Here is a 24,924-nt window from a genome sequence, read left to right as displayed (position 1 = left end):
GTTCAACGCACCGCCTCTCGGGACGCGTCGGATGCTCCCGCGCGGCGGTCGGTCGCCAGCAGATCCAGGGTCAGCGCCGCCGTCCAGCCGAAGTCCCGGGTGCCGCGTGCCTCTCCGGTGTACGGATCGACGTACTCCGCGAACCGCGAGCTGGCGGCGGTCTCCAGCGCAGCGCGCCGCAGCTCCGCCGCGAGCGGGTGCCGTCCGTGTGTCCGCAGACCGCGTTCCAACAACCAGTTGACGTTGAACCAGGCGGGACCGCGCCAGTAGCGGCTGGGATCGAAGGCGTTGCCGGTCAGGGCGTAGCTGGGCACGAGACGTACGGCGGCGCCCAGCCCGAAGTGCTCGCCCGTCATGGTGCGCATCAGCGCGGTGGCCACGTCGGAGGGCAGACCCGGCAGGACGAGCGGCAGCAGTCCGCTGACGCCGCGTTCCGGGACGGACCTCCCGGCGATGACGTCATGGCACCGGAACATGCCGGCGGCCGGGTCCCAGAGCCGGCGCACCAGCGTGGCGGTGAGCGTTTCCGCCCTGGTCCGGTGGTCTGTCGGGTCCTGGCCGAGGGCGGTGGCGATCTCGGCCAGTGCGTGTTCCGAGGCGATGAGGAGGGCGTTCACACCGGGGTCCTCGACCACGAAGGCATGTGGTGTGTCAGCGTCGAGGTAGCCGTGGTCGCGGTAGTCCGTGGCGAGTCGGACGTACCGGCCGTAGTCGAGATCGGTGGGCCGGTCGGCCGCGGCGCCATGGTCCAGGTCGGCACGCTGGAACGATCCGGCGGCGGCCGGCTCGACCCGTCGCAGTGGCCCGTCCCAGCACGGGCTGTTGTCCATGCCCGGTTCCCAGGGATGCAGCACGCTCGCGAGGCCGTGGCCGCCCAGGTCCCGCCGCCGGGTGAGGTAGCGGTGCCAGTTGACCAACCGCGGATAGAGCCGACGGAGGAAGCCGCGGCGACGCGAGACCTCGGGGTCGGCGCGGTGCACCAGCCAGGCCGCGAGCGCGTGCACCGGCGGTTGCACGATGCCGGAGGTCTCGACCCGGGCGGGCGCGCCCGCCGCGCGGCCGGCGCGGGAGGAGCGCCAGAAGTCCGGGCTGGGGAAGTAGGCGTCCAGGGGTACCGCGCGGTTGAACACGATGTGCGGGAGCCGCCCGTCGCCCCACTGAGCGGCGAGCAGACTCTCCAGCTCGCGCTGCGCTCGTACGACCGACAGGTGCCGCAGGCCGATCGCGATGAACGCCGAGTCCCAGCTCCACTGGTGTGGATACAGCCCGCGCGAGGGCACGGTCGAGGCGCCGGTCCAGTTGCGCAGCAGGACCCGTCCGGCGGCACGTCGGAGGGCGTCCGGAGCCGTGGGCGTATCCGCGTCGGGGTCCGGAGCGGACGGGACGTCGACCGTGCCCGCCAGCGGGGGAGCGGTCATGAAGGCGCCTGCCCGGTCACTGCCTGGCCCGTTGCCTGTCCGGCTGTCGCCTGTGCCGCCGCCTGTCCGGCGGCTGGGCGCTGCGGGCCGGCCTGGTGCAGGAACGGCGGTACGGAGCGCAGGGCCGCGGCCGGGTCGCCGCTCAGCCGGCACTCCACGGCCAGCTCTCCGGTGTACCCGGCGGCGTCCAGCGCCCCCAGCCAGGCGGGCCAGTCCAGGTGTCCCGCGCCGGGTTGCAGCCGGTTGGAGTCGCTGACCTGGGCGTGCCCGAGGTACGGGGCGGCGGCCAGGATCGCCGCCGGCGGGTCGGCCTCCTCGATGTTCATGTGGTAGCTGTCGATGCCGATCCGGACCGAGTCCAGGCCGACGGCGGTGATCAACTCGACCGCCTGCTCCAGCCGGTTGACCATGTGGTCCTCGTACCGGTTGAGCGGCTCGAGGAACAGTGTCACGCCCTCCGCGCGGGCGTGCTCGCCCAGTTCGGTCAGGCCCAAGAGCAGCACCTCGCGGTCCTCGTCCGGGGAGCGGGGAGGAGTGAAGGGCGGCAGCCGGCGGGAGAACATGCCGTAGGACGCCGGGGTCTGGGCGCCACGGCCGCCCAGTTCGGCGATGACCGAGAGCTGGGACTTCAGTTGGGTGACGGCGTCCCGGCGAAGCTCCTCGTCGAAGGCGCCGACGAAGTGCGGCATGTCGACGCAGACGGTCGGCATCGGCACCCCGTCGGCGGCGGCCCGCCGCAGTTCCGGAAGCCGGGAGCGGAAGTGCAGGTCGCCCCGGCCCCGCAGCTCGATCGCGGCGTATCCGGCCTCCGCCGCGAACTCCCACTTGTGTTGCAGTGTGTCGCCGGGGATCAACTGCTCCTGGCAGGCGGTCTGGAACATCTCCTGCGGCCTCTCTCGTGTGTGGATTGTCGTACGGAGGACTGGAGGGTCGCGCGGCGCGCGGTCGCACGGGCCGCCGCCGGGCCCGGGCCCAGCGGTGGTGGCGGGGCGGGGTGGCTCAGAACTCCAGCACCGTCTGAAGCGCGTCTCCCGGCCGCTGGTCCAGCAGTGCGTACGCCTCGGCCGCGTCCGCGACCGGGACGACGTGGCTGACCAGGCTCCGGAGGTCCACCTCGCCCTCGGCGGCCAGCCGCAGGAAGGTCCGCTGCAGCCGCTCGACACTCCAGCGTCCCGCCAACTCCGGTGGCACGCCGCCGATCTGGGAACTGATCAGCTGTACGCGGTTGTGGTGGAACTCGTCGCCGAGCCGCAGCCCGGTCGCCTCGCCCTGGTAGAAGCCGGAAGCGACCACACGACCGTCCACGGTCACCGAGCGCAACGCCTCGTGCAACGCGGGGTGGGTGCCGCTGAGTTCGATGGCGGTGTCCGCCCCGCGTCCGTCGGTCGCCTCCCGGACACGTTCGGCCACCGACTCCGTACGGGCGTTCAGGGTCTGGCGCGCACCGTACTCCCGTGCGGTCGCCAACCGCCCGTCCAGCGTGTCCACGGCGGTGACCCGTCCGCCGCTCAAGGCCGCGAGACGGGTGGCGAGCAGCCCGATGACCCCCTGGCCGAAGATCACGACGTCCGAACCGAGGTGGACGCCGGCGGACAGCACCGCGTTGTACGCGATGGCTCCGACCCGGGCGAACGACCCGGCCAGCGGCTCCAGTCCGGCCGGCAAGGTGTGCCCGGCCAGGCGCTCGGCCGGCACGAGGCCCTCGCTGCGGTGACCCCAGATGCCCCAGACCAGGTCGCCCACCCCCGGGAGGTCCGGGAGGTCGGGGAGTTCCGCGGAGACCTCGACGACCTCGCCCACCTCGGAGTAGCCCCAGCCCACCACCGGGTACTCCATGCCGACGGCGCCCTCGCGGAAGAGCCGCGCGTCCGGGTCCCAACTGCGGGTCAGATACGGGTTGGTGCCCCGGTAGGCGGTGAGTTCGGTGCCGGCCGAGATGCCGGAGTAGCGGGTGCGTACCCGTAGGTGCCCCGGGGGCAGGGACTCGCTTGGCTGCTCGGCGACTTCGACCCGGCGTGGGCCGGTGAACTGGACGACGCGTTCCACAGGGACTCCGGCATCTTGGTTCTGGCAGTTCTGTTGAACGTACCTTAGAGATACGTCTTGCCATTACGCAAAAGTGGTGGTGTGATGCATCGCTATCAAGCGAAATTGCTGCGAACCACGAGGACGAGGCATGCGAATGAGGACCGGGTGGTCGAGGGCGGCGGCAGCGGCCCTCGCCCTGGTGCTGGGCGCCGGCCTGGCCGGCTGCGCGGACGGTCAGGCCGGCGAACCGGAGACGCCGGACAGGAAGCTGACCGTCTGGTCGCTGGAGAACCTGCCACCGCGGATGGCGGCCAGCAACAGGATCATCGACCGCTTCGAGCGGCGCTCCGGAATCGAGGTGGAACTCGTCGGGGTCGCCGAGAACCAGCTCCCGCAGCTGATCATGTCCGCCGCCGCGGCCGGCAACCTGCCCGACGTCATCGGCGCCATCCCGATGGGCCAACTCTGGCAGATGTACGGTAACGAGCTGCTGAACACCGAGGTCAGCACCGACATCGTGAAGGAGCTCGGCAAGGACACCTTCAACACCAACGCGCTCGACCTGACCTCCGAGAAGGGCCGGCAACTGGCCGTGCCCTCGGACGCCTGGCTGCAGATCCTGCTCTACCGCAAGGACCTGCTCGACCAGGCGAAGCTGCCGGAGCCGGACACCTACCAGAAGGCGGTACGGGCCGCCGAGCGGTTGGACACCGGCGGCCGGGTCGGCATGGCCGCCGCGACCGACCCCAGTGACGCCTTCACCCAGCAGAGCTTCGAGAGCCTCGCCCTCGCCAACGGCTGCCAACTCGTCGACCAGCGCGGCGAGATCACGCTGGACTCGCCGAACTGCCAGCAGGCGTTCCGTACGTACCACCAGCTGGCCGGCGAGCACGGTGCCGCCGGCACCCAGTCGCTGGACACCACCCGCGCCACCTATTTCGCGGGCAAGTCCCCGATGCTCCTGTGGTCCTCGTTCGTGCTGGACGAGTTGGCCGGCCTGCGCAAGGACGCACTGCCCAGCTGCCCCGACTGCGAGAGCGACCCGAGCCACCTCGCCGACCGTACGGGCGTGGTCACCTCGATGCGGGGCCCGGACAGCGCGGAGGCCGCGCAGTTCGGCGAGATCACCTCCTGGGCCGTGACCCGTACCGCGGAGACCGAAGCCTCCCGGCAGTTCGTGCGCTACATGATGAGTGCCGGCTACTCCGACTGGTTCGGCATGTCACCGGAGGGCAAGATCCCCGTCCGTAGCGGCACCGCCGACGAGCCGAAGAGGTACGAGCGCGCCTGGCGCGACAGCGAGATCGGCGTCGACACCAGGAAGCCGCTGAACGAGGTCTTCCCGGATCGGCTGCTGGACCAACTCACCGAGGGCGTCAGCCGCATGCAGCGCTGGGGCTTCCAGCAGGGCGAGGGCGTGCTGGTCGGCGCCACCAGCGGCGAACTACCGGTGCCCCGCGCCGTCGGAGCCATGACCAGCGGCCAGACCACCCCGGCGGAGGCCGCACGGAAGGCGGCCGAGGAAGTGACCGCGCTCCGGGACTCGCTCGAATGAGCCCCGGGGCCGCACGACCATCCCACGGCAGCCCCGAAGCGGCCCGCGGCAGCCCCGAACCGGCCGGAAGACCAACGCGCCGCCCGACACCTGAGGTAGCCCACCGATGAGCACAGCAGACAGCGGACGCGCACGCCGCACCCGGCGCCGCGACCGACCACGGACCGCCAGCGAGCGGGAGAACCGGGCCGGCCTCGCCTTCGTCACCCCCACCTTCCTGGTGGTGCTGGTGGTGGTCGTGCTGCCCATCCTGTGGACCGTGCTACTGGCCTTCCAGGACGCCAAGCTGGTGGACATCCAGGGCATGGGTCTCTTCGGGAACTGGACCCTGGACAACTTCGACAGCGTCTTCGGCTCCCCGGGCTTCTGGTCCAGCCTCTGGACCACGCTCCTCTACACCGTCGGCGCGACCGCCGGCTCCGTACTGCTCGGACTGGTCGCCGCGCTCGCGCTGCGCAGGCCCTTCCGCGGGCGCGGCCTGCTGCGCGGCTCGATGCTGTTGCCGTACGTCGCGCCGGTGGTCTCCGTCGCGTTCGTCTGGGAGATCGCGCTCAGCCCGCAGTTCGGCGTCGTCAACGAATGGGGACGCGACCTGCTCGGTTGGGACGACCCGATCGCCTTCCTGACCACCCGGGACTACTCGGTCGACCTGCTCGGGTTGCACTTCGAGCTGCCGCTCGCGCTGCTCACCGTCATCGCCTTCGAAGCCTGGCGGTACTTTCCCTTCGCCTTCCTCTTCCTGCTCGCCCGGTTGCAGGCGGTGCCGAACACCCTGGAAGAGGCCGCGACGGTGGACGGGGCCACGCTCACCCAGCGCTTCCGGCACGTCCTGCTGCCGCAGCTGATGCCGGTCATCGCGCTGCTGTGCGTGCTGCGCTTCATCATGTCCTTCAACAAGTTCGACGACGTCTACCTGCTCACCGGCGGCGGCGCCGGCACCGACGTCGCGGCGGTGCGCGTGTACGACTTCCTCACCGCCCGCTACGACGTGGGCGCGGCCGCCGCCCAGGCACTCGTGCTCGCCGGAATCCTGATGGTCCTGCTGGGCGTCTACTTCACCTTCTTCGCCAAACGGGTCCAGGAGGAGTCCTGATGAGTCGCGCGCAGTTCGAGGAACGGCTCTTCGGAGTGCTCCGCTGGGTGGTGATCGCCTTCCTCGCGCTGATCACCCTGGCGCCCTTCTACTACATGGTGCTGCTGTCCCTGAAGCCGATCGACGCCCTGCTGCTCGACCCCGGCAAACTGTGGGTGAGCGCCAAGGAGTTCACCACCGCGACCTACCAGGAGGTGCTGCGGTCCACCTCGGAGGGTGGTCAGGGCTTCCTGGACATGCTGGCCAACTCGGCGCTCGTCGCGGTCGCCACGGTGCTGCTCACGCTGCTGGCCGCGGTGCCCGGTTCGTACGCCGTGAGCCGGCTGCGGTTCTTCGGCGGACGGCGGGTGAGCACCCTCTTCCTGGCCGTCTACCTCTTCCCGGCCACGCTGCTGGCCGTGCCGCTGTTCGTGATGTTCGCCCGGATCGGACTACAGGGCAGCCTGGTGGGACTGGCGATCGTCTACATCGCGCAGACCGTGCCGGTGTCCGTCTACATGATGAAGAACTACTTCGTCACCATCCCGTCCAGCATCGAGGAGGCCGCCGCGATCGACGGCTGCACCAGGCTCCAGACGGTCCGCCGGGTCGTCCTGCCGCTCGCACTGCCCTCGATCATGGCCACCGGCCTGTACATTTTCATGATCGCCTGGAACGAGTTCCTGTTCGCGCTGCTGTTCCTCGCGGCCGAGCCGGAGAAGTGGACGGTCTCGCTCGGCCTACAGCAACTCGCCGGCGGCATCGAGGTGTCCAAGACGGTGCTGATGGCCGGCAGCGTCGTCCTCACGGTGCCCGTGGTACTCCTGTTCTTCGCGGCCGAACGGTTGCTGACCGAGGGACTGACCAGCGGCGCGGACAAGGGCTGAACGGGCCGACCCCGTCCTGACGCGGCACACACGGTGGAGAAGACGGCATGAGTGGTAACCAGGCCAGCGCGGGCCATCTGTTGCGGCTGATCCGCACCGGGACAGCGACCACCCGCGGCGAGCTGCAGCGCGCCACCGGCCTCTCCCGCTCCACGGTCGGGAGCCGACTGGACCAGTTGTTCGCGGCCGGCTGGCTGCGTACGGGCGCCGGCACCGCCGGTGGCGCGGCCGGCGGCGGCCGGCCCTCGGCCAGGCTGGAGTTCGACACCCGGCACGCCGTCGTGCTCGCCGCGGACCTGGAGACCCGGCACGTCCGGGCGGCCGTACTCGACCTCGGCGGCACGGTGCTGGCGGAACGCTCCGGCCCCCTACGGGTAGACGACGGCCCGGAACGGGTGCTGGACCAACTGGCCGAGTGGTTCGCCGTGGCCCTGGACGAGGCCGGCACGCCGGCCTCCCAGGTCTGCGGCATCGGGCTGTCCGTGCCCGGCCCGGTGGACTGGACCTCCGGCCGGGTGGTGCAGCCACCGATCATGCCGGGCTGGGACCGCTACCCGGTCGCCGAGCGGATGCGCCAGGCGTTCGCCGAGCACACCCGTCCCAGCAGCGCCGCCGGCCCCCGACAGGACCCGATGGGCCCGGACAGTGCCACGCTGCCGGTGCTGGTGGAGAACGACGCCAACGTGATGGCGTACGCCGAACAACGCTTCGGCTACCCGGACTGCGCCGCCTTCCTGCTGGTGAAGGTCTCCACCGGGATCGGCGCCGGGGTGGTGGTGGACGGCGAGACGTATCGCGGCATCGACGGCGGCGCCGGCGACATCGGCCACATCCGGCTGCACGACTGCCCCGACGCGTTGTGCATGTGCGGCTCGTACGGCTGCCTCGCCGCCGTCGCCAGCGGCAGGGCCCTCGCGGAACAACTCGCCGCGGTCGGGGTGCCCGCCGGCTCCGGGACGGACGTACGCGAACACCTGGCCGCCGGCCGGCCCGAGGCCGTACGCCTGGCTCGGGAAGCGGGTCGTCGGGTGGGCGAGGTCCTGGTCACGGTCGTGACCCTGCTCAACCCGGGGGTGCTGATGCTGACCGGCGAACTGGCCGGGACGCCGTTCCTGACCGGGGTGCGCGAACTCCTCTACCAGCGCGCGATGCCACGTACCACCGCGCACCTCCAAGTGGTGACCGCCCGGCTCGGTGACCGGGCCGGGCTGGTGGGAGCGGGCGCCATGGTGGTCGAGCACCTGTACGCGCCGGGCCGAGCCGACGAGCGGCTGACGGCGATGAGTCGCTGACCGCGAGGAACCCTGACCGCGAAAAGCCCTGACCGGAAAGACCACGGAGACACCTTGGACACCCCACACACGCCCCACCGGGAACGGCCCTCGGAGGAGCCGGCCGGCCAACGGCCGGTGCGGGTCGGCCTGGTGGGCGCCGGCCCCTGGGCCCGCGTCACCCACGCCCCCACCCTCGCCGCCGGCCCGGAGACCGAACTGGTCGCCGTCTGGGCACGCCGGGCGGAGGCCGCCCGCGAACTGGCTGAGCCCCATGGTGCCGTGGCGTCCGAGTCGTTCGCGGAGCTGCTGGAGACGTGCGAGGCGGTGGCCTTCGCCGTACCGCCCGCCGTACAGGCCGAGCTGGCGGTACGGGCCGCCAGGGCCGGCAAGGCGCTGCTGCTGGAGAAGCCGCTCGGGCCTGACGTCGCCTCGGCACGCGCGGTTTCCGAGGCCGTCACCGAGGCGGGGGTGGTCTCCCAACTGGTGCTGACCAAGCGCTACCACCCCACAACCCGCGACTTCCTCCGGAGAGCAGCCGGACACGAGGTGTCCGGGGCCCGCTCCTGCTATCTGCACGGCGCCTTCCTCGGCGGTGAGTTCGCCACCTCGTGGCGGTTGGAGCATGGGGCGTTGCTGGATCTTGGCCCGCACCTGGTGGACCTGCTGGAGGCCGCGGTGGGGCCGGTGACACGGATCAGCGGCACCGGAGACCCGCGTCGCTGGATCGAGCTGACCTGTGAACACTCAGGCGGCGCGGTCAGCCAGGCGTCGTTGTCCGGTGCGGTGCGCCTGCCGAGGGCGAACACCCGGGTGGAACTGTACGGACCGGAGGGGGAGTTGACGTACGACACCGCCGAGCTGGAGCACTCGGAGTGCTGGCCGGTGCTGCGCGCGGAGTTCGCCGCCGCCGTACGCACCGGGCGGCCCCACGCGTTGGACGCCGCCCACGGACTCCGGCTCCAGGAGCTACTGGCCCGCGCACTGTCGAGCTGAGTACGTCTCCTTCGCGCTCGGTTCGCCTCCGGGCGCTCGAACCCGGTGTTGACGCTCCTCCACGCCGCACTCGCTCTGCCCTCTGGCGGGCGTCACGTCTCACCTGGTGTTGTCGGCGTCTTCGGCGAGGGCCCGGTAACCGGTGGCGACCGAGGGTCGCTTGCCCTGTTTCTTGCCTGAGGTGATGACCGGCCCGCGGGCGATTTCGAGGACGGGGAAGCCGTGGGCCCGCGCAGGCCGCGTAGGCGGCCATGTCGTCGACGACCCTGGGGCGTCCGCCGTGCCGGCCGAGTTCGCAGGCGGTCCGGTTCGGCCCCAGCAGCAGGACCGCTACTCCTTGACGATGACGTTCCCGCTGGCAGGGCGCGCGTATCCGTACATATCCTGATGAGGATGGCGGGCTGCCGGTGGTGATCGGCAGGCCGTCGTGGCTGAGTCCAGTGGTGATGAGGAGGAGAAGCGCGCTGTGGATGGGGAATCGCTGCAGGAAGTGGCCCAGCGCCATGCCGAGAGCCTGCCGTCCGCATGGCTTGCGCGTCCATTCGGCCCGGACCGGGAGGTACTCAAGGTGCGTGGCAAGGTGTTCATGCTGATGACCAGCGTGCCCGGCAAACCGGTCGTGATCCTGAAGTCGGAGCCGGGTGAGGCTGAGGCCCTGCGCGCGACGCACACGGACATCACCCGCGGCTACCACATGAACAAGAGGCACTGGACCACGCTGGAGGCTGGTGGCTCGATCGACGAGAAGCTGGTGGAGGAGCTCGTCACCGAGTCCTACCGGCTCGTGGTCGGCAATTTTCCCCGGTCGGACCAGCCGGTCGATCCGGAAACGTACGGCACCCCCGCCCGGGCTTCGCGAGGATGACGATCAGCGGAAAGCGGCTCCAGGATGTCGCGCGCAGTACCGCGAGGAAGCTGCCCGGCACCAGCAGCGGGCGCCCGTTCACCGAGAAGCTGCACGTCTACAAGGTGGCGGGGAAGGTTTTCCTGATCGTCACAGACGACCCCGACGAGCAGATCATCACCGTCAAGGCCGAGCCCGACCATGCGTGTGCCCTGAAACGGGAGCACGAGTCGATCGTTGCGGGCCGGTACCTCGACAAGCGGCACTGGATCTCCGTGGGCGCGGGCCGGGACATCACCACGGGGACGGTGCGGGATCTCGTCGGCCATTCCTACGACCTGGTCCTGGAGTCGGTGCCGCGCAAGCGTCGGCCTCAGGAAGCGGGACGGTAGCCGGCGCCGGCGGACACGGGTCGTCGACGAGCTCGTCGACGTCGCCACCCGGGCCGGTGCCCGGTACGCGGGCGACGAGCGGGCCGAGGAGTTCGGCAGGCGCAACGGCGTGCCGGGCGAGGTCGTCGTCCGTCTCCACCCGAGGAAGGTCATCGCTTATGGCGGCATCCTCGACTGACGGCGACGACCGGCCGCACGGTTCGGCCGGTTCACCGGTGCTGGGCCGTCAGGGTGGCGGCGCAGTGCTCGGCAAGGGCCACGCCTCCGGCGGCACTCGGTGCCAGATTCTGTCCGCATGCCAAGACGGACGGGTCCCGCGCGGGGTGATACTCGCCACTCTGATTGCTTGCATGCTCAAATGAGCGCTCAATTGGGTGGTCCACAACTCCAAAGAGCGGGTTGGGACTTTGCCTTTTCATGATTCGCCATCTGAAGCAAACATCGCCCTCGGTCATCATGGAGCGCGATTTCGCTACTGTGCGCCGCGTTTCGTTCGGCGTATCAACGAGGCTGTAAACCAGACGAGTCGCCGCCCTGCTTTTGATCTCCTGGCAGATGGGTGGTTACACCCGTATGGCGGGGTGATGCACGTACTCCGACGCCTTCGATCTGGGTACGCTCCCCGCCGTCAGGGCCGCCGTCCACGAGGAGTCGAGTCGTCGTGTCGGAGCATGCAGAGAAGCCAGCAAGCGAGAAGTTCGTCTACGACTTCGCGGAGGGGAACAAGGACCTCAAGGAGCTGCTCGGTGGGAAAGGGGCCAACCTCGCCGAGATGACCAATCTCGGTCTCCCGGTGCCACCCGGCTTCACCATCACGACCGAGGCGTGCCGCCGGTATCTGGACTCCGGCGCTCAGCCCACGGCCCTGCGTGACGAGGTGGGCAGCCATCTCGCCGCCCTCGAACAGCGGATGGGCAAGAAGCTCGGCCAGGCCGACGACCCGCTGCTGGTGTCCGTGCGCTCCGGCGCGAAGTTCTCCATGCCCGGCATGATGGACACGGTCCTCAACATCGGCCTCTCGGACGACTCGGTGCACGGGCTCGCCGGCCAGGCGGGCGACGAACGGTTCGCCTGGGACTCGTACCGGCGACTCATCCAGATGTTCGGCGAGACCGTGCTCGGCATCGACGGCGAACTCTTCTCCGGCGCGCTCGAGGCGGCCCGGAACCGGCACGACGCCGCCAGTGACGTCGAGCTGTCGGCGGAACAACTCCGGGAGCTGGTGGAGGAGTTCAAGGGGATCGTGACCAGGGAGACCGGTCGGGACTTCCCGCAGGAAGCACGCGAGCAGATGGACCTCGCCGTCCGCGCGGTCTTCGACTCCTGGAACGGCGCCCGTGCCCGCCTGTACCGCCGCCAGGAACGCATCCCGCACGACCTCGGCACCGCCGTGAACATCTGCTCCATGGTCTTCGGGAATCTCGGCCCGGACTCCGGCACCGGCGTCGCCTTCACCCGCGACCCCGCCAGCGGCCAACAGGGCGTCTATGGCGACTACCTGCAGAACGCCCAGGGCGAGGACGTGGTCGCGGGCATCCGCAACACGGTCCCGCTGGCCGAGCTGGAACGCCTGGACAAGCCCTCGTACGACCGGCTTCTGGACATCATGGAAACCCTCGAGACGCACTACAAGGACCTGTGCGACATCGAGTTCACCATCGAGCGTGGCACCCTGTGGATGCTGCAGACCCGGGTGGGCAAGCGCACGGCCGCCGCCGCCTTCCGGATCGCCACCCAGCTCGTCGACCAGGGTGTCATCGACGAGGCGGAGGCGCTGCAACGGGTCAACGGCACCCAGCTGGCGCAGCTGATGTTCCCCCGGTTCGCCTCCGAGGCCCGTACGGACACCATCGGCCGGGGCATCGCCGCCTCCCCGGGGGCGGCCGTGGGGAAGGCGGTCTTCGACTCGTACACCGCGATCAAGTGGTCCCGCTCCGGCGAGCGCGTCATCCTGGTCCGCCGTGAGACCAACCCGGACGACCTGGACGGCATGCTCGCCGCCGAGGGCATCCTCACCAGCCGCGGCGGCAAGACCTCACACGCCGCCGTGGTGGCCAGGGGCATGGGCAAGACCTGTGTCTGCGGCGCGGAGGAGCTGGAGGTCGACACGAAGCGCCGTCAGTTGACCACCGCGGCGGGCACGGTGGTGGAGGAGGGCGACACCCTCTCCATCGACGGGTCCTCCGGGCGGGTCTACCTCGGCGAGGTGCCGGTCGTCCCGTCCCCGGTGGTGGAGTACTTCGAGGGGCGTACGCACGCCGGCGCGGACGACGCGGACGAGCTGGTGCGGGCGGTGCACCGGATCATGGCCTACGCCGACCGGATGCGTCGGCTGCGGGTGCGGGCGAACGCCGACAACGCCGAGGACGCGCTGCGTGCCCGCCGGTTCGGGGCCCAGGGCATCGGCCTGTGCCGCACGGAGCACATGTTCCTGGGCGAGCGCCGCGAGATGGTCGAACGCCTCATCCTCGCCGACACCGGCAGTGAGCGGGACTCCGCGCTGACCGGTCTGCTGCCGCAGCAACGGCAGGACTTCGTGGAGCTGTTCGAGGCGATGGACGGGCTTCCCGTGACCGTACGGCTGCTGGACCCGCCGCTGCACGAGTTCCTGCCCGACATCACGGAGCTGTCGGTCCGGGTCGCGTTGGCCGAGTCCCGTCAGGACCACAACGAGAACGACCTGCGGCTCCTACAGGCCGTGCACCGGCTGCACGAGCAGAATCCGATGCTGGGGCTGCGGGGCGTACGCCTGGGCCTGGTCATCCCGGGGCTGTTCACCATGCAGGTGCGAGCCATCGCGGAGGCCGCCGCCGAGCGCAGGGTGGCCTCCGGCGGCGACCCCCGGGTGGAGATCATGATTCCGCTGGTGGGCACGGTGCAGGAGCTGGAGCTCGTACGGGACGACGCCGAGCGGGTCATCGCGGAGGTGGAGGAGACCTACGGCACCGAACTCCACCTGGCGCTGGGCACGATGATCGAGCTGCCGCGCGCGGCGCTGACCGCCGACCAGATCGCGGAGTCCGCGGACTTCTTCTCCTTCGGCACGAACGATCTCACGCAGACCGTGTGGGGATTCTCCAGGGACGACGTGGAGGCGAGCTTCTTCACGGCGTATCTGGAGAAGGGCATCTTCGGTGTGTCACCGTTCGAGACGATCGACAAGGACGGTGTCGGCTCCCTCGTACGGGACGCGGTACGCGCCGGCCGCGCCACTCGTCCCGACCTGAAGCTCGGCGTCTGCGGCGAACACGGCGGGGACCCCGAGTCGGTGCACTTCTTCCACGAGGCGGGACTGGACTACGTCTCCTGCTCGCCGTTCCGCATTCCGGTCGCCCGCCTCGAGGCGGGCCGTGCGGCGGCGGCCGGCTGAGTCCTCGGTCCTCGGCTCTCAGTCCTCCGGGCCGACCGCCGCACCCCGACCCTCACCGCGGCGGCGGGTCCGGACCCCAGGGGGCGGTACCTTGTGCGGAGGTACCGCCCCCATCGCCGTGCACGCGGGCGGTTGGCCTCTGAGTACGAGCCGCGGTGGCGTGTGACGCGCGGACGGCTGACTGTCAGTGACGAGTGCGAGACTCACCGTCGAGTGAGCGGACGAGCCAGGACGAGGTGGCACGGACATGGCCGACAACACATCACAGCACTACGGTCCGCGTTGGGCCGCGGCACGCGTGCCGCGCCACCCGCGGTCGGTGACGAGCGCGTGACGCTGGGCGCCGTGCTGGACTGGCAGCGCGCGACGCTCGAGTTGGAAGTGCGCGGGGCTGACCCAGGAGCAGCCGTCCGAGCGAGCGGTGCCGCCGTCCGGCCTCTCGCCGCACGGCGTTCTGCGGCACCTGGCCGCGCTGGAGCGCTGGTGGTTCCGTGTCCAGGAGGCGGTCTCGCTGGACGAGACCGGCATCCGCAGGCGGGACGGGCAGCCGATCGCGCTGCGCGGAATCATGGTCGACATGATCGCGGAGTACGCCCGGCACAACGGTCACGCCGACCTTCCGCGCGAACGCCTCGACGGCGGCACCCGCATGTGAGGCCGAGGGGCGCGCCGGGAGGCGAGATGCGTCGCGCGACGAGTGGGAAGCCGAGGAACCAGTGGCTCAGTCGTCGCGGGACCAGCCGCGGGCCTCCCCCTCGTCGATGAGCAGTCGGCCCGCGTCCCACAGCCGCTCGGAAGCCTCGCCGATGACCGCCTTGCGTTTCCGTACGTCGTCCGCCGTCACGCCCGGCGTACGCCAGGTGCCGCCGCGCGCCATCCAGTTGAGCAGCAGCGGCTGCAGCCGGTCCATGGCCTTGGCGAACCGTGCCTCCGGGGTACGGCGTTCCTCGAACTCGTCCCACAGCGCCCGGACCCGTGGCGCCTGGTCCTCCGGCAGCAGCGCGAACAGCTCGTCAGCGGCCCGCGTCTCCCGCTCCCGCTGGTCCTCGCCGGCCGCCTGGTCGTACAACGGGGTGTCACCGGCGTAGATCTCGATGAGGTCGTGGATCAGCACCAGTTGGACGGTGTGGCTCACGTCGATGGGCTCGTCGGAGTGCTCGGCCAGCAACACCACCATCATCGCCAGGTGCCACGAGTGTTCGGCGTCGTTCTCCCGCCGGTCGGTGGCCGCCAGTGGCGACTGGCGCAGGACGGTCTTGAGCTGATCGACCTCGACGAGGAAGGTGAACTGCTCGCGTAGTCGTTGGTCCAGATCCTCGGGAAACGGCGTCTCGTCCGCCAACAGGCGCCGGCTCTCGGTCATGACCACATCCTGGCATGCGACCGGCGGGTTCGCACAGCACCGGGTCACGCCCCCGGCACGCGTGGAAGTCTCCTACCCGTGCCGGGGGCGTACGCACGCAAGGTGCGTGGGAGCCGGCCGTTCAGGCCGGGACAGTGGTGAGCTTATCGGTCAGATGGCTCGCCAGGGCCAGCGGTTCCGCGTGGTCGAAGACCACGGAAACCGGCAGTCGCAGGCCCGTGGCCGCGTTCAGATGGTTTCGCAGCTCGACCGCGGTGACCGAGTCCAAACCCAATTCCCGGAACGCACGCTCTGGTTCGATCTCGTCCGGCTCCGAGTGGCCCAGCACCCGGGCCACCTGTCGGCGTACGACATCCAGCAGCACTCCCTCCCGGTCCTCCCTCTCAAGACCAGCGAGCCGTCCCGCCAGGATCTCGGGCGCCTCCGTAGAGCCCTCCGCCGCGTCGTCCGACCCCGTGCCCAACGCTCGTGCCGCCTCGGGGATCTCGTCCAGCAGCGAGCGTGGACGGGCGGCGGTGAACGAGGGCGCGAAGCGCTCCCAGTCCGTGTCGGTGAGGATGAGGTACGTCTCGTCGTCCTCGAGAGCCTGCCGCAGCCCGCTCAGCGCCAACTCCGGTCGCATCCGGAACACGCCCAGGGTCTCCATGAACTCGCTCATGCCTTCCTGCGTCATCAGGCCGCCGTCGCCGCCCCAGGCTCCCCAGGCCAGGGACGTGGCGGTCAGCCCGCGGGCACGACGGTGCTCGGCCAGAGCGTCCAGGAAGGCGTTGGAGGCACAGTAGGAGGCCTGCCGGCCACTGCCGTACGCGCCGGCCACCGAGGAGTACAGCACGAACGCGTCCAGCCCGGTCCGGTCGAAGAGAGCGTCCAGGTGCGTCGCGCCGAGTGACTTGGCCCGTGCGTCGGAGGCGAACTCCGCCGGCGATACCGTGACGAAGGGCGGCAGGCTCTCCTCCAGAGTGGCCGCGGTGTGCACGACCGTACGGATCGGTCCGTCCTCCCCCTCGATCTTCCGCACCCAGCTGGCCAACTGGTCACGGTCGCTCACATCGCACGCGGCGATGGTGACGCGGCAGCCCATGGCCTCGAACTCCTCGCGTACGGCGCCGGCGTCGGGGGCGTCCTCACCGCGCCGGCTGGTCAGCACCAGATGCTCAGCCCCATGCTCGGCGAGGGCGCGGGCCACGTGCCTGCCCAGGCCGCCAGTGCCACCGGTGATCAGGGCCGTGCCGCTGGTGCGCCACGGATCCGGCTCCTCGCCCGAGCGGGGCGCGCGCACCAGCCGTCGGGCGTAGAGGCCGGTGTTGCGTACGGCGAGCTGGTCCTCGTCACCGCCGTTGGCGAGGGTACGGGCCAGCAGGCTCGCCCCTTGGGACTCCAGTGTCGAGGGCAGGTCGATCAGGCCACCCCACAACTCCGGGTGCTCCAGCGCGACCGTTCGGCCGAGCCCCCAGGACGCGCCCTGCTGGGGGTGGCGCTGCGCGTCGGTCGCCCCGTAGGCGATCGCGGACTCACTGGTGAGCATCCACAGCCGGGTGTTGACCCCGATGTCCACCAACGCCTGTCCGAGCGCCAGCGACTGGAGGAGGCCGATACTCACCTCGCCGTGGGTGGCGTGCGGACGTTCCTCGAAGGGCAGCAGGGAGACCACGCCGGTGGGTACGGGGCCCTGCTCACAGGCGGCCGTGAGCGCCTCGGTGCACTCCGCCCGGCCGGCGTCGTCGCCGAGGGGCAGCTCCACTACCGTGGCTCCGCCGTCCGTCAACGCCTGTGACACCGCACGTACCAGCGAGTCGTCCGTGTGCCCCCGGGGCACCGCCATCAGCCAGGTGCCGGTCAGTGACACGTCGTCCGGTTGGGCTTGGCGGCGCCACACGATCCGGTAACGCCAGTTGTCCAGGGTGGCGGCTTCCTGACTCCGCTTGCGCCACGAGGACAGGGCGGGCAGCAGTTCCTCCAGAGACCCGTGGTCCCGTAGGCCGAGGGTCTCCGCGAGCGAGGTCAGGTCCTCGCGCTCCACCGCGGCCCAGAACTGGTTCTCGAGCCCGTCGGCGCCCGGGTCGCCGGTGGCCGGTTGCGCGCCAGTGCTCTCGGGCGACTCGATCCAGTAACGCCGCCGCTGGAAGGCGTACGTCGGCAGCTCGACCCGTTCGGTGCGCTGACCGGCGAAGACGGCGGACCAGTCGACGGCGACCCCGTGGGCCCAGCTCTCAGCGAGGGAACGCAGGAAACGCTCCGGGCCGCCCTCGTCGCGGTGCAGGGTCCCGAGCACGGCGGTGGCAGCGGCCTCGGAAGCGCACTCCGCCATGCCGACCGTGAGCACCGGATGGCTGCTCACCTCGATGAACGCCTCGTACCCCCGCTCGATCAGCAGCCGCATGGACTCCTCGAACCGCACCGTGTGGCGGAGGTTGGCGCACCAGTACTCGGGGTCCAACTCGGAACCGTCGGCGAACTCGGCGGTGACGGTGGACAGGAAGGGGACTCGGACGTCGTGCGGCTCGATACCCCGCAGAGCCTCGCGTACGTCCTCGTGGATCTCCTCCACCTTGGGGGAGTGGGACGCGTAGTCGACAGGGATGCGCTTGGCTCGTACGTCATCGGCCGCGCAGGAGGCCAGCAGCTCGTCCAGGGCGTCCGGATCCCCGGAAATAACGGTGGACCGCGGTCCGTTCGCGGAGGCCACCGCGAGCCCGTCGGGCAGGCGGCCGATCCGGTCGGTCGCCTCGGTCATGGACTCCGCGACGGAGACCATGCCGCCCTTTCCGGAGAGTTTCAGCAGCGTACGGGCACGCAGTGCCACGACCTTCGCGGCGTCCTGGAGGGAGAGCGCGCCGGCCACGCAGGCGGCGGCGATCTCGCCCTGGGAGTGGCCGATCACCGCGGCGGGGCGTACGCCACAGGACCGCCACAGCTCGGCCAGTGACACCATCACCGCGAAGAGCACCGGCTGGACCACGTCGACCCGCTCCAGGGTCGGCGCGCCCTCGGTCGCACGGAGCACTTCCTGCAGTGACCAGTCCACGTGCGGGGCCAGCGCGGCGGCGCACTCGTCCATGCGCGCGGCGAACACGGGCGAGGCGTCGAGGAGTTCCACGGCCATCCCGGCCCACTGCGAGCCCTGCCCGGGGAAGACGAACACCGGCCGGTCAGCGGACCGTAGCGTGCCGGCGCTCGTGACGCCGGACCCCGGCTCGCCGACCGCGAGGGTTCGGAGCCCGGCGACGAGTCCCTCCCGGTCGGTGGCGGCGACCACCGCACGCCGGTCGAAGGCCGTACGTCCGGTCAGGCTCCGGGCCACGTCCACCGGTCGCGACGACGCGTCCGAGACGGTGTGGTCGGCCAGCCGCTTGGCCTGGCCGCGCAGCGCGGCCGAGGTCCGGGCCGAGACGATCCACGGCACCGCGTCCTCGAGGCGGGAGAACGGCACAGCCCCGGCGGGCGTCGAGGATTCGGCACCGTTTGGCGCACCGGACGCGCTGTCCCGCGGGGCCTCCTCCCTGGGTGCCTCCTCCAGGATGGCGTGTGCGTTCGTGCCGCTGATCCCGAAGGACGAGATGCCGGCGCGGCGTGGCCGCTCGCCCGCCGGCCAAGCCCGCGGCTCGGTGAGCAGCCGCAGCGTGCCGGTCGACCAGTCGATGTGTGGTGAGGGCTCGTCCGCGTGCAGGGTCTTGGCGAGCTGTCCGTGCTCCATCGCCTTGACGGTCTTGATGATGTTGGCGACTCCGGCTGCGCCCGCGGTGTGGCCGATGTTGGACTTCAGGGACGCGAGCCACAGCGGCCGCTCCGTGTCGCGCTGCCGCCCGTAGGTCGCCTGCAGCGCCTGCGCCTCGATCGGGTCGCCCAACGCGGTGCCGGTGCCGTGCGCCTCCACCACGTCCACCTCGTCCCCGGACAGCCCGGAGTTGGCCAGAGCCTGTCGGATGACGCGTTGCTGTGCGTGCATGTTGGGCGCGGAGAGGCCGTTGCTCGCGCCGTCCTGATTGGTCGCCGAGCCGCGCAGCACCGCCAGCACCGTACGCCCCTCGCGCCGTGCCTGGGACAGGCGTTCCAGGAGGAGGACGCCGACACCCTCGCTCATGCCGTAACCGTCCGCGCTCGCGGCGAAGGCTTTGCACCGCCCGTCCGGCGCGGTGGCTCCCTGTCGGCTCATCTCGGTGAAGCCCACCTGGCTGGACATCACGGTCACACCACCGGCCACCGCCCGTGAGCACTCACCCTGACGCAGCGCCTGCGCGGCGAGGTGGATGGCCACCATCGAGGACGAGCACGCGGTGTCGACGGTCACCGCGGGCCCCTCGAAGCCGAAGGTGTAGGCGACCCGGCCGGACATGACGCTGCTCATGTTGCCGGTGCCGCCGTGCGGTCCCACCGACTCGGGAACCTCCTGGAGCCGGGTGAGGTAGTCGGCGGAGACGGCGCCGACGAAGACGCCGGTCCGGCTGCCCCGCGCCGACTCGGGGTCGATGCCGGCGTGTTCGAGGGCCTCCCACGAGGTCTCCAGCAACAGCCGATGCTGCGGGTCGGTGGCCAGCGCCTCGCGTGGGGAGATGCCGAAGAAGTCGGCGTCGAACTGGTCGACGTCGTGCAGGAATCCGCCCTCACGCAGATCGTGCCTGTCCCGGTCGGCGACGTTCGTGCCGTCGAGGTCCCAGCCACGGTTGGTGGGGAACTCGGAGATGGCGTCGGTGCCGGTGGCGACCAGCTCCCACAGGTCCTTGGGGGACGCCACGCCGCCGGGGAACCGGCAGGCCATACCGACGATGGCGATCGGATCGTCGTCGCCACGCACCGGGGCGGTGGAGTCGGCGGGGGCCGGGGCCTCGTGGGAGGGAGCGGCTTCGCCGCCGAACAGGCCGTCGTGGAGGAAGTCGGTGAGCTGGTTCGCGGACGGGTAGTCGTAGACGAGGGTGACGGGAAGGCGCAGTCCGGTCGCCTCGGTGAGCCTGTTGCGCAGGTCGACGGAGGCCAGCGAGTCGAATCCCAGCTCCCGGAACGCTCGGTGCTGCGGGACGGCGTCCACTCGGTCCCGGGCATGGCCGAGCGCCACCGCGGCCTGTTCCCGCACGACCTCCAGCAGCGCGGCGCGCCGCTGCTCGGGGTCCTGTTCGGCGAGCCGGGACGCCAGCGCGGTGCCGGTGCCCACGGCGTCGAGTGGCGCGGTCTCCGCGGCGAGTGCTTCGGGCAGGTCACGCAGAGCGGTGTCGGAGCGGGCGGCGGCCAGCCGCCAGTCGACGCGGGAGACCACCAGGAAGGTCTCGCCGTGGTCCAGGGCCTGCTCCAGCACGGCGACGGCCGCTTCCGGGTCCATGGGCAGGATGCCGTGGGACTGCAGGTTGCGTTGTGCGGTCTCGTCGACCAGCCCGTCGGTACCCCACTCGCCCCAGGCGAGCGAGGTGGCGGGGAGTCCCTCGGCGCGGCGCGCGTACGCCAGGGCGTCGAGGTAGGCGTTGGCCGCCGCGTAACTTCCCTGGCCGGGCGCGCCCATGGTGGCTCCCAGCGAGGAGAACAGCACGAACGCGGAGAGGTCCAGGTCCCGGGTGGCCTCGTGCAGGACGTGGGCCGAGTCCGCCTTGGCCCCCACCACCTCGGCCGCGCGGCTCGGGGTGAGGAACTCGATGGGTGCGTCGTCCAGCACACCCGCCAGGTGGAACACCGCGGTCAGCGGATGCTCGTCTGGTATCCCGTCCAGTATCCGGCCTACCGCGCCGCGGTCGGCCATGTCGCAGGCGACGACGGTGGCCTCGGCGCCCCACTCGGCCAGTTCGGCGACCAGCTCCTCGGCGCCCGGCGCGGTCGGACCGCGGCGGCTGGCCAACAGCAGGTGACGGACGCCGTTCCGGGCCAGCCAGCGTGCGACGTGCGCGCCGATACCTCCGGTGCCGCCGGTGACCAGTACGGTGCCGTGCCCGTGCCTGGTGCACCACCCCCCATCCTGCGCCGTCCGGGCCCCACCGTCGGCGCGCTGGATGCGGCGTACGAAGACACCGGTGGCGCGTACCGCCAGTTGGTCCTCGTCGTCCGGGCCGGACAGCGCGGCGACCAGACGGCGTCGGCCGTGTGTGTCCAGTTCGGCGGGTACGTCGATCAGACCGCCGGTGCGCCGCGGGTACTCCTGGGCGGCGACCCGGCCCAGGCCCCAGCCCATCGCCTGCAGCGGGCTGCGTAGCAGGTCGGTGTGGTCCACGGAGACGGCGCCGCTGGTCAGGGTCCACAACGGGGCCGCGATCCCGGTGTCCCCGAGCGCCTGCAGCAGCACCGTTTGCAGGATGAGCCCGCAGGGCAGCCCGCCGGCTCCGCCGGCGGGCCGCTCGTCCAGTCCGGCCAGGGAGAGTACGCCGCTGACGCCGTGGGTGTCGCCGACCGCGGCTGCCTCGGCGGTGAGCCTTTTCGCCAGCCAGGCACGGTCCGTGCCCTCCAGGCTGCCGACGGCGACGGCGCGTACCTCGGCACCGGCCTCGGCGAGCGCTTCGGCGACGGCTCGGGTCAGCGGGTGGTCGACGTGGTCGATCGGGGTGACGAGCAGCCAGGGGCCGTTCAGCGCCGGCCGGACCGGCTCGGCCAGCGGCCGCCACAGCACGCGGTAGCGCCAGTCGTCCGTCCGGGCCGCCGAGGGGGCCGCGGGCGCGACCATGTCCTGCTCGATCCAGAAGCGTTGACGCTGGAAGGCGTACGTGGGGAGCGGCACCACGGAGGGGTCCCGGTCGGCGTAGACCGACGGCCAGTCGACGCGCACGCCGTGCACCCAGGCGTCGGCGAGGGAGGCCAGGAAGCGCTCGGGGCCGCCGTCGTCGCGGCGTAGCGTGCCGAGGGCCACGGCGGGGCTGTCGGCGGCGCACTCGGTCACCCCGACGGTGAGCACCGGATGGGCGCTCACCTCGATGAACACCTCGTGCCCTTGCGCCAACAGAGTGCGCATCGACTCCTCGAAGCGCACGGTCTGGCGCAGGTTCGCGTACCAGTAGTCCGCGTCGAGTTCCCGTCCGTCGGCGAACTCGGCGGTGACGGTGGACATGAAGGGCACCCGGGTGGTACGCGGTGCGACGTCCGCCACGGCCTCCAGTACCTCGGCGCGAATCTCCTCCACCTGCGGGGAGTGCGAGGGGTAGTCGATGGCCACCCGCTTGGCGCGTACCCCGTCCTTCGCGCAGGAGGCCGTCAGCGCCTCCAACTCCTCGAGGGTGCCCGAGACCACGGTGGACAGCGGCCCGTTGACGGAGGTCACGCCGAGTCCGTTGCCCAGACGACTGATCCGCTGGGTCACGGCGTCCGCCGGTTCCGCGACGGACACCATGCCGCCCTTGCCGGAGAGTTTCAGCAGTGCCCGGGCGCGTAGCGCCACCGCCTTCGCGGCGTCCTCGAGGGAGAGCGCGCCGGCCACGCAGGCGGCGGCGATCTCGCCCTGGGAGTGGCCGATCACCGCCGCTGGTTCCACACCGTGGTGCCGCCACAGTTCGGCCAGCGACACCATGACCGCGAAGAGCGCCGGCTGCACCACGTCGGCCTGCTCGAAGCGCGGCCCGACCTCGCCCTCGCGCAGCACCTGGGTCAGTGACCAGTCCACGTGGGGAGCGAGCGCCTCCTCGCACTCCCGCATCCGTTTGGCGAACACGGGCGAGGCGTCAAGGAGTTCGACGGCCATCCGGGCCCACTGGGAGCCCTGCCCGGGGAAGACGAAGACCGGCTGGTCGCTCCTGCTGACGCTGCCACGACAGGTGCCGGGGGCGGAACTTCCGGTCTCCAGCGCCTCAAGACCGCGTACGGCCTCCTCATGGTTGCGGGCGATCACCGCGGCGCGGTTCTCCAGGGGAGCCCGGGTGGTGGCGAGGGAGTACCCGACGTCGACACGACACAGTCCGGGGGCGCCGCTGCTGAACTCCCGCAGTCGTGCCGCCTGCGCGCGCAGTGCCTCGGGCGTCTTGCCGGAGAGGACCCAGACCGAGGGAGCGTGCTCCTCGGGCGACGGGGTCCGATCGGCCGGCGCCGCCGGCGGCTGGGTGTCAGGGTCCTGGGCCGGGGGCGCCTCCTCGAGGATGAGGTGCACATTGGTGCCGCTGATCCCGAAGGACGACACACCCGCCCGGCGTGGCGTGTCACCCGACGGCCAGGGACGCGGCTGGGCGAGTAGTTCGACGCTGCCGGTCGACCAGTCGATGTGCGGTGACGGCTCCTGAGCGTGCAGCGTCCTGGGCAGCAGGTCGTGCTCCAGGGCCTTGACCATCTTGATGAGCCCCGCGGCGCCGGCGGCGGCCAGCGTGTGGCCGATGTTGGACTTGGAGGAGCCCAGGTACAGGGGCCGGTCTGCGCTGTGTTCGCGCCCGTAGGTGGTGAGCAGGGCCTCCGCCTCGATGGGGTCACCCAGCGCGGTGCCGGTGCCGTGCGCCTCGACCGCGTCCACCTGTTCGGCCTTCAACCGGGCGTCTGCCAGGGCCTGTTCGATCAGCTGTCGCTGGGCCTGACTGCTGGGAGCGGTGAGGCCGTTGCTCGCCCCGTCCTGATTGACCGCGCCGCCACGCAGCACGGCGAGCACCTGGTGCCCGTTCCGTTGAGCGTCCGTGAGGCGTTCGAGGAGGAGTACGCCGGCACCCTCGGAAGGTCCGAAGCCGTCGGCCGCGGCCCCGAAGGACTTGCAGCGTCCGTCCGCCGCGATCGCCCGCTGCCGGCTGAGGTCGGTGAACAGACTCGGTGTGGACATCACGTTCACGCCGCCGGCCAGCGCCAGTGAGGACTCACCGCGCCGCAGCGTCTCCATGGCGAGGTGCACGGCCAGCAAGGACGAGGAGCACGCGGTGTCCACGGTGGCGGCACGCCCTCGCAGGCCGAGGGTGTAGGAGACACGGCCGGACAGCACGCTGGGGTGGGTGCCGATGCCGAGGTACCCCTCAAGGCCGTCGGGGGTCATCCCGAACCCGGGCGCGTACTCCCCGGGAGAAGCGCCGACGAACACCGCGGTGTCGCTACCGCCGAGCGAGAGCGGGTTGATGCCGGCCCGTTCCAGGACCTCCCAGGAGGTCTCGAGTACGAGCCGTTGCTGCGGGTCCATCGCCAGCGCCTCGCGCGGGGAGATGCCGAACACGCTCGGGTCGAAGTCGGCGGCGTCGTACAGGAAGCCGCTTTGCTGGGTGTACGTGGTGCCCTGCCGGTCCGGGTCCGGGTCGTAGAGGGAGTCGAGGTCCCAGCCGCGGTCCTGCGGGAAGTCGGAGACCGCGTCGACGCCGGACGCGAACAGGTCCCACAGGGCCTCCGGGTCGGTCACGCCACCGGGGAAGCGGCAGGCCATGCTGACGATCGCGATCGGTTCACTGGCCGCCGCGAGCCGTCGTCGGGTCTTCCGGAGTTCGGCGGTGACCCATTTCAGGTGTTCGAGCAGCTTCTCTTCGTTGGCCATCGGCGACTGTGCTCCTTGACGTAACCGTGCAAGTGGGGGGTGGTGAGTCCACGTTGGTTCGCCACCGGAGGCGTGCCGCGGCTGAGCCCGTCCGGGCGCTGAGCCGCGGCACCGCCACTCCCCCCGTGAGCCCGGGGTGGCGGACGTGACGTCCGGTCGGCGGTGCGAGCGGGTCCCGGTCAGCGCGTCGTGGGCTCTCGGCTGGCGGCTCTGCGTATGGATCTTCGAACTTTCTAACAGTCTCGGCACGATGACTTCCAGTGAGGTTAGTAGATTGACCAACTTGGCTTTGTGGGGGCGAGTTGATCCCCCGTTCGCCCTCACAACCGACCGCGAACCC

At 71.1% G+C, this 24,924-nt stretch carries 13 protein-coding genes and 1 pseudogene; 9 read left to right on the top strand and 5 right to left on the bottom strand.

Going from position 1 to position 24,924, the window contains the following annotated elements:
• Window positions 1-2 precede the first annotated feature (2 nt).
• The 3 genes from AN216_RS14395 to AN216_RS14385 all read right to left on the bottom strand — a co-directional run bounded on the left by AN216_RS14395 (window position 3) and on the right by AN216_RS14385 (window position 3,464).
• Entirely contained in the window at window positions 3-1,418 is a 1,416-nt protein-coding gene (locus tag AN216_RS14395) for an MGH1-like glycoside hydrolase domain-containing protein (RefSeq protein WP_070197065.1), read from the bottom strand.
• Entirely contained in the window at window positions 1,415-2,299 is an 885-nt protein-coding gene (locus tag AN216_RS14390) for a sugar phosphate isomerase/epimerase family protein (protein ID WP_079166585.1), read from the bottom strand. The genes AN216_RS14395 and AN216_RS14390 overlap by 4 nt, the downstream gene beginning before the upstream one ends.
• Before the next feature lie 118 nt (window positions 2,300-2,417).
• Entirely contained in the window at window positions 2,418-3,464 is a 1,047-nt protein-coding gene (locus AN216_RS14385) for a zinc-dependent alcohol dehydrogenase (RefSeq protein ID WP_070197064.1), read from the bottom strand.
• Between the two features lie 130 nt (window positions 3,465-3,594).
• On the opposite strand from AN216_RS14385, the gene AN216_RS14380 reads away from it, so the two are divergent.
• The 9 genes from AN216_RS14380 (at window position 3,595) to AN216_RS30870 (ending at window position 14,488) form a co-directional block, all read left to right on the top strand.
• The gene (locus tag AN216_RS14380; protein WP_070197063.1) at window positions 3,595-5,001 is read left to right on the top strand and encodes an ABC transporter substrate-binding protein; all 1,407 of its coding nucleotides are present in this window, start codon (window positions 3,595-3,597) and stop codon (window positions 4,999-5,001) included.
• A 106-nt stretch (window positions 5,002-5,107) separates the two neighbouring features.
• Window positions 5,108-6,094 carry a carbohydrate ABC transporter permease gene (locus AN216_RS14375; RefSeq protein ID WP_070197062.1) on the top strand — a complete coding sequence of 329 codons (987 nt, stop codon included), beginning with the start codon at window positions 5,108-5,110 and terminating at the stop codon, window positions 6,092-6,094.
• Window positions 6,094-6,960, top strand: coding sequence for a carbohydrate ABC transporter permease (locus AN216_RS14370; protein ID WP_070197061.1), 867 nt, complete (start codon window positions 6,094-6,096; stop codon window positions 6,958-6,960). The genes AN216_RS14375 and AN216_RS14370 overlap by 1 nt, the downstream gene beginning before the upstream one ends.
• A 47-nt stretch (window positions 6,961-7,007) precedes the next feature.
• A complete protein-coding gene (locus AN216_RS14365) occupies window positions 7,008-8,252 on the top strand; it encodes an ROK family protein (protein WP_070197060.1) in 1,245 nt (414 codons plus the stop codon).
• Window positions 8,253-8,306: 54 nt separating this feature from the next.
• A complete protein-coding gene (locus AN216_RS14360) occupies window positions 8,307-9,227 on the top strand; it encodes a Gfo/Idh/MocA family protein (protein WP_070197059.1) in 921 nt (306 codons plus the stop codon).
• Between the two features lie 466 nt (window positions 9,228-9,693).
• The gene (locus AN216_RS14355) at window positions 9,694-10,092 is read left to right on the top strand and encodes an MmcQ/YjbR family DNA-binding protein (RefSeq protein ID WP_070197058.1); all 399 of its coding nucleotides are present in this window, start codon (window positions 9,694-9,696) and stop codon (window positions 10,090-10,092) included.
• Window positions 10,089-10,463 carry an MmcQ/YjbR family DNA-binding protein gene (locus AN216_RS14350; protein WP_070197057.1) on the top strand — a complete coding sequence of 125 codons (375 nt, stop codon included), beginning with the start codon at window positions 10,089-10,091 and terminating at the stop codon, window positions 10,461-10,463. The genes AN216_RS14355 and AN216_RS14350 overlap by 4 nt, the downstream gene beginning before the upstream one ends.
• Before the next feature lie 661 nt (window positions 10,464-11,124).
• Window positions 11,125-13,833 carry a pyruvate, phosphate dikinase gene (ppdK, locus tag AN216_RS14345; protein ID WP_070197056.1) on the top strand — a complete coding sequence of 903 codons (2,709 nt, stop codon included), beginning with the start codon at window positions 11,125-11,127 and terminating at the stop codon, window positions 13,831-13,833.
• A gap of 421 nt (window positions 13,834-14,254) precedes the next feature.
• Window positions 14,255-14,488 (top strand): mycothiol transferase, encoded by a 234-nt coding sequence (locus tag AN216_RS30870; protein WP_338059248.1) that lies wholly within the window; start codon window positions 14,255-14,257, stop codon window positions 14,486-14,488.
• A gap of 66 nt (window positions 14,489-14,554) precedes the next feature.
• On the opposite strand, the gene AN216_RS14335 is transcribed toward AN216_RS30870, so the two are convergent.
• Window positions 14,555-15,196, bottom strand: a complete 642-nt coding sequence (locus AN216_RS14335; RefSeq protein ID WP_070197055.1) for an HD domain-containing protein — start codon at window positions 15,194-15,196, stop codon at window positions 14,555-14,557.
• A 121-nt stretch (window positions 15,197-15,317) separates the two neighbouring features.
• Window positions 15,318-24,584 (bottom strand): annotated as a pseudogene (locus AN216_RS14330) (type I polyketide synthase); the annotation flags it as partial.
• Between the last annotated feature and the right edge of the window lie 340 nt (window positions 24,585-24,924).

This window comes from Streptomyces oceani, assembly GCF_001751245.1.
Lineage (GTDB): Bacteria > Actinomycetota > Actinomycetes > Streptomycetales > Streptomycetaceae > Streptomyces > Streptomyces oceani.
The sequence above is the reverse complement of the archived record's forward strand: the minus strand, read 5'-3'. Positions and strand labels throughout refer to the sequence as shown.

Coding starts and splice junctions, on each gene's coding strand:
- AN216_RS14380 (WP_070197063.1), top strand. CDS start 3,595: ATGCGAATGAGGACCGGGTGGTCGAGGGCGGCGGCAGCGGCCCTCGCC.
- AN216_RS14390 (WP_079166585.1), bottom strand. CDS start 2,299: ATGTTCCAGACCGCCTGCCAGGAGCAGTTGATCCCCGGCGACACACTG.
- AN216_RS14370 (WP_070197061.1), top strand. CDS start 6,094: ATGAGTCGCGCGCAGTTCGAGGAACGGCTCTTCGGAGTGCTCCGCTGG.
- AN216_RS14395 (WP_070197065.1), bottom strand. CDS start 1,418: ATGACCGCTCCCCCGCTGGCGGGCACGGTCGACGTCCCGTCCGCTCCG.
- AN216_RS14365 (WP_070197060.1), top strand. CDS start 7,008: ATGAGTGGTAACCAGGCCAGCGCGGGCCATCTGTTGCGGCTGATCCGC.
- AN216_RS14375 (WP_070197062.1), top strand. CDS start 5,108: ATGAGCACAGCAGACAGCGGACGCGCACGCCGCACCCGGCGCCGCGAC.
- AN216_RS14335 (WP_070197055.1), bottom strand. CDS start 15,196: ATGACCGAGAGCCGGCGCCTGTTGGCGGACGAGACGCCGTTTCCCGAG.
- AN216_RS14350 (WP_070197057.1), top strand. CDS start 10,089: ATGACGATCAGCGGAAAGCGGCTCCAGGATGTCGCGCGCAGTACCGCG.